Source organism: Lysobacter arseniciresistens ZS79, assembly GCF_000768335.1.
Classification (GTDB): domain Bacteria; phylum Pseudomonadota; class Gammaproteobacteria; order Xanthomonadales; family Xanthomonadaceae; genus Novilysobacter; species Novilysobacter arseniciresistens.
In genome coordinates this window covers 1-5835 of sequence record NZ_AVPT01000054.1, presented here as the reverse complement: position 1 = coordinate 5835, position 5835 = coordinate 1, and the positions used below count along the sequence as shown (strand labels likewise).

5 protein-coding genes are annotated in these 5835 nt (G+C 63.6%); 1 reads left to right on the top strand and 4 read right to left on the bottom strand.

Annotation, left to right across the window (positions count from 1 at the left end):
• On the bottom strand, positions 1 to 186 hold a 186-nt coding region (locus tag N799_RS15855; protein ID WP_203225059.1), incomplete at its 3' end, for a hypothetical protein.
• A gap of 139 nt (positions 187 to 325) precedes the next feature.
• Here N799_RS15855 and N799_RS13785 point away from each other — a divergent pair.
• On the top strand, positions 326 to 817 hold the full coding sequence (locus tag N799_RS13785; RefSeq protein WP_152597978.1) for a hypothetical protein: 492 nt from the start codon (positions 326 to 328) through the stop codon (positions 815 to 817).
• A gap of 98 nt (positions 818 to 915) precedes the next feature.
• Here N799_RS13785 and N799_RS13780 read toward each other — a convergent pair whose 3' ends face one another.
• The 3 genes from N799_RS13780 to N799_RS13770 all read right to left on the bottom strand — a co-directional run bounded on the left by N799_RS13780 (position 916) and on the right by N799_RS13770 (position 5544).
• Positions 916 to 3063, bottom strand: a complete 2148-nt coding sequence (locus N799_RS13780; RefSeq protein WP_036213808.1) for a TonB-dependent receptor — start codon at positions 3061 to 3063, stop codon at positions 916 to 918.
• 687 nt (positions 3064 to 3750) lie between these two features.
• Positions 3751 to 5073 (bottom strand): type II restriction endonuclease, encoded by a 1323-nt coding sequence (locus N799_RS13775; RefSeq protein WP_238978990.1) that lies wholly within the window; start codon positions 5071 to 5073, stop codon positions 3751 to 3753.
• Positions 5074 to 5544, bottom strand: coding sequence for a YybH family protein (locus N799_RS13770; RefSeq protein WP_036213806.1), 471 nt, complete (start codon positions 5542 to 5544; stop codon positions 5074 to 5076).
• Between the last annotated feature and the right edge of the window lie 291 nt (positions 5545 to 5835).

Sequence of the window (5835 nt, the reverse complement as noted above, 5' to 3'; positions counted from 1 at the left end):
CTGTTTTTTACATGAATCCCTGCCGACCCTCTGGTCAAGGCGCTGAACCAGATGTCCGTCGGCATGGCGCATGCGGCGATCGCCGCCACGACCATCCATAACAGCTTGGGCGACAACCCGCGATAGGACCTGAGTCTTTTTGCGCATGTCGCAGGCGCTGATGGAGGGTGTGCGCTGCACGATCATTTGGAGATTCCGAAGCGGCATGTCAGCTGTACCGCGGGCAACGTTGCGGCAACCCGTTGGAAGGATTCAAAACCGATTCATGGCGGCGGTCGCATCGTCGTCCCATACCCGCATGGCGCGGGCTTGAGGAGGAATCGACATGACCACTGCGACTCGCTGGTTGGCCCCTGTGGCACTCGCCGTCGGGTTGGGCTTTGTTGCGTTGAGCCCGCAAGCCCAGGCGCAGGATTCGCTGACGCGCGTGCTGGTCAATGTCGCCGATGTCGTGATGCGCGGCAGCACCCCCTATTACCGTTACGGCAACAACGGCTACGGCGACCCCCTCGCCGTGCAGCATGATCGCTACGGCCGTCCGCTGTACTATCGGACGGTCAACGGCAATGGCGGGCATCACGACGTCGATCATCGCGCCGACAGCAATGGTGGCTATTACAGCAACACCGGTTCCTATGGCAGTAACGGCTACTACGGCAACAATGGCTATTACGACAACACACCATACGCCAATTCCAACGGCTATTACCGCAACGGGCCGGGCCGTTATGACCGCAGCGCATCGAGCCGTCGGCATCGGCAACACGACCGCCATGACCGGCACGATTGCCAGGATCACGGCCAGTGCGGCCACTGAGGGTCGCTGTTGCCGGGCCTCCGAACGGCGCCTTGGGGCGCCGTTCTCATGTGTACGTCGCAGAAGTATTGGCTATCCCGACGGTGCGGACGCGGCCCTCAGAAGTTAAGATGGACGCCGATGGCGTAGGCCCGCGGCGAGCCGGGAGTGATGTTGTTGTTGTTGTGCGCCGAGGCGTAGTACCGCTTGTCGCCGAGGTTCTCGACGTTGAGTTGAAGCTGCAGTTGGTCGCTGACCTTGTAGAACAGCGCGCCATCCAGGCGGGTGAAGCCTTCGAGGGTGACAGTGTTGTCGGTCGAGGTGTAGACGCTGCTGCGATAGATCGCGCCCAGCCCCACGCCCCATTGCGGGCTGAAGTCGTAGCGGTTCCACAGCGATGCACTGTGCCGCGGCAGTTGCGCCAGCGTGGCGCCTTTGCGTGCGGTCGAGGATTGCGTCTCGGTCAGTTCCCCCTCCTGGTAGGCGTAGCCGCCCATCACGCTCCAGGCCTCGGTCAACCGGCCACTGAGGCCCAACTCGACGCCCTTGCTGTATTGACCATCCACCAGCACCGAGCGGCTCGGATCCACCGGATCGGACACCACCACGTTGCTGCGGTTCAAACGATAGACAGCGATGGTGGACGACAGGTCGGGCCGCAGATCCCATTTGGCCCCGACCTCGTAGTTGGTGAAGGATTCCGGGTCCAGCGCCTGGTTGGTCAGCGACAACGAGGCCAGTTGTTCGCCGGCGCGCGGCAGGAACGAGCGGCTATAGCTGGCGTAGATCGAGACCGGCTCGGCCGGCTTGTAGATCAGCCCAGCCCGGGGCGAGATCAGGTCATCGGCGCTGGTCAGTGTGGTGCCGTTGCGGTTGTTGCGCAGGTCCAGGTCGAAGCGATCGAAACGCACGCCGACCACGGCCTGCCACTGCGGCGAGAAGGTCACCTGATCCTGCACATAGATCGCGGCCCCTTTGGCAATGCCCGAGTTGTCGGCATCGCTCGTGCTGGCGCGGAACGTGACCGGCTGATTGGTGACGGGATTGCTGACGGGCACCAGGACCGACGTGGTTGTCGGACTGACCCCGGTGAAGTATCCGGTCACTCGTCGGTTGTCGGTTTCCTGGCGCGAAAGCTCGGCGCCGACCAGCAGCGCATGCGAGATTGCGCCGGTGTTGAGGCCGAACGTCAGGTCGGTCTGGTTGAACAGGTTCTTGCGCGCGGTGAGGTTGTTGTAGGCCGAGATCGAGACCTGGGTGCCATCGGCGGTGACCGCGCCCGGATAGACGTTCTGGTAGAACTTGTCCTGATCGGCCCAGCGTGTGCGGTTGCGCAGCGTGACGCCTTCGCCGAACGAATGGTCGACCAGGGCATTGAACGCATTGACGCGGGCCCAAGTCGGGCTCAGGGCCGCGTTGCCGAAGAACGTCGAGGCATCGGTGTCGACCGGCCGTCCCCGGAAAGACGGGATGCCACGGTCGGCGATGCGATCATCGCGGAAGTGCTCGTAGCCCACCGTGGCCGTGGTGCGCTCGCCCAGGCGGAATGAAGCCGTGGGATTGATCCCGTAGCGCTCCACCGAGACGCCATCACGGTAGCTGTCGGAATCTTCGTACATTGCGGTGACACGGAACGCAGCGTTGGAATTGATCGCCCGGCCGATATCGACCGCGCTGCGGCTGCGGCCGTACGAGCCCACTTGGGCCGATATCTCCCGGTGCTCGTCCCAGTCGGCCTGCTTGGTCACCCGGTTGATCACGCCGCCGGAACCGCCGCGCCCGAAGATCATGCCGTTGGCGCCCTTGAGCGCCTCGACCCGCTCGATGTTATAGAGGTCGCGGAAGTACTGCAGGTCGTCGCGGACGCCATCGACAAAGAAGTCCGCTGTCGAACTGTTGCCGCGAAAGATCGGCGCATCGCGGTTGCCTTCGCCTTGGGCGATGCCGATGCCCGGGACATAGCGCACGACATCGCCGATGCCCTGCATCGCCTGGTCACGAATCAGCTGTTCCGTCACCACCGTGATCGACTGCGGCACGTCGCGCAGCGGCGTGTCGGTCTTGGTTGCCGTGCGGGTGCGCTGCGCGTTGTAGCCACGGTCGCGTTCGCCGCGCACTTCCACGGTGTCCAGATCGGTTGGCGAATGCTGCAGTGCATCGGCGGCCGCGTCGGCATTCGTTACGCCAGTGGAGCCGGCCCAGGCGGGCGAGGCGAGGACCATCGACAAGGCCACGCTCAGCGGGGCCAGCAGGAAACGGGAGGGCATTGCGGTCTCTTCCAAGGATGGGCCACGTCGGCCGGCCCGCAATGTTAATGAGATACGTTCGCATTTGTAAACAGGGGCGGATTCCAAGGTTGGGGCGAGGCCGATTCGCCGGCGGTCGCAAGACGCGATTAATGGCTTGCGCCGACGCCTGAAGGTTTGCCAACGCAGCGGCAAATGCTGTGGAAAAGCCGCGCCAAACCGCGCTTTTGGGCGTTTAATGATCGCATCCGGTCGCTTCTGTGCGACCGGGCGAACCCATTGAAGTTCGCGGAGGTGGCATATGAAACTTCAGCTTCTGATCGCGGGAATCCTCCTGTCGGTGCTGGCCGGTTGCGCTTCCTATCAACCCTATGGCACTGGGCTTTCCGGATACTCGTCTTACGGTTATCCAGCCTATGGTTACTCACCCTACGGCTATCCAATGTACGGGTATGGGGCGTACGGGCGGCGATGTTATGACTCATGGAGTGCTTTTGGCTGTCGTGGGTACTCGTCCTATGGCCGATACCCGGGCTACGGCGTTTTGATCGGGACGCGTCTGCACCATGGCCATCACCCACGTGCCGTTCACGGGAATGCTGGACATCGGGTCAGGCACGGCGGTGGCCATGTGGGCCTGAGACACGGCGCAACGCACCAGGGTGGCCATCAAGGCGGCCACGGCGGCCACTGAGTGAGGCTGGCGGTCTAGCGCAAGGCCCGCGCAATCGCCTCGATCGGTTTGAGCCCCTGGCCGAACCGCGCGATGCTGGCACGGTGCGTTTCCAGCTCGCTGTACGGCAGATAGCGTAGATTGAGTTCGGCTACGCGGCTGAAGGCAGGCCGCGCGAACTGTGCGCGCACATCAGCCTCGCGACGATCCGGCGCGACCAGGAAATAGCAGCTCGCCATGCCATCGGTGCCCAAAGCCAGATCCAGCATTCGCACGATGCCCGAGTAGATGCTGGTGCTGTGCTCGACCTCGAAAGCGGCAGCGACGCGACCACCGGACTCCAGCCAGAGCACGTCGATCAAGCCGATGGCGTCAGCCGCCGGCGAGCGTTGTAACGGTTCCGGTAGCTTGCTCAAGCAACCATCGGACAGGCGCCCGTCGGCGTAAGGCCGCGCCCTGTCGTTGCTGGCGATCCATACCGCAAACCCCAACGCGCGGCCCAGATCACGCAGCCAACCCTGGATCTGGGTGTGCGATTGATCCTCGGCCGCTTCGATGGCGCGAAGGCGCAAGTCGGCGGCATCGGCGCGGACCTGGGCGAGATCGGTGGCCCACGCCGCACGCGCGGCAGCATTGTCGCCAGCCGGGGGCAGAGGCACGCGGCCCTTGCCCACATCGAACAGGAAGCCCGCGATCGCGCCCAAATCGTTGGATAGCCAACTGCGGTGAGCGGCGTTGAGTTCCAGTATCCCGCGGCGCATCGCCAGGTATTCGTCCCAACGCCCCAGCTTGACTTTTGCGCCGGTGAGCGCGTTGTATCCGCGCACGATCGCAGTGTTGAACGGGGGCGCCAGCGTGGGATGCACGAAGTACAGCAGGTTCGCCGCGGCGGGCCCCAGGCCCTTGATTCGGTGCCGGTCGAGTGTGTGGATCGCCTGCAACACGCCTGCCTCGTCGTCGCAGCACTCGCATTCGTCCAGGAAGCGGCCGAAGGCGCGCTGATGCTCGGGGTTCTCGTAGATATCAGGGATGCGCAGCTTGGGTTTCCACAGGAACGCGTGGTCGGCGCCCTTGAATATCTGCCGCTGCTCGGCCACGGCGGACACCACCGTTTCCAGCGACGAGCCGCGATAGGCGTTGCCGAAGGTGCCGGCATCAATCTCCTGCACGACCGCCTGCAGCCCGCGCCGGATCGAACGGAAATTCTTGATCCGTTCTTCCCAGCGAAACCAGGTGTGGTAGGTCGCGGTCGGGTCCTGTTGCCAGCGTTGCAGCAATTGCACCAGAACCTGCGCGTCGTCGGCGACGACGGCCGTCGCAGCGCCCGCTGGCCTTGACTCCGTCGCGTCCTCGTTCAACTAGTTCGTGTCCTTGGGCTTGGGCGCACGCGAGGAACTGTGCATGGACACGATTTGCCATTGCCCCTCGCTTTTCTTCAGCACGCTGGTCGCCACGCCCTGGCGCTCGATCGGCTCGGGTTTGTCCTTGAGCACGATGGTGTAACGGTAGGTTTCGGTCGCCAGCGCGATCGGTCCTTCCAGACGTACGGTGACGGTGTAGTCGGAGAACTTGAAAGACGCAAAGTGGCCCAACTCCGGGCCGATGTGATGGTCGCGGTAGTCGGCATAGCCACCTTCGACCTTGCCCGATTCGACCACTTGGTTGTCCGTTGCGAAGAGCCGCTCGACGCCGGTGAGGTCCAACGCCTCCAGCGCGACCTTGTACGAGGACAGCACCGCCTTCACCGCGGCAGCGTCGGACGTCTGGGCCATGGCCAGGCCAGCGGTGGACAGCAAGAGGATCGCAAACAGCGAAAGCAAAGCGCGCATGGATCTGACTCGAAAGGGGCGATTCCGGAAGGTAGCTGAGCCGATCGCCACCGGCAACTGCGACACCTCGGACGGACACGCCCGCCAATCCAGCTTGGTCTGTTTCTCGCCTGTGGCGCAAGCACAGCAGATCGGCTATCGCCGATGGGCGCTGGATCCGAAGGCCACACATCGAGCCCACTGGGATAGACAGCGCGCAAGAGGCGCGCCGTGACCCCGATCTGTACCGGTCTCGAACAACTCGGCGCTCGAATTGAGCCTAACGCGGGATAATTCACCATTATCCCGCCT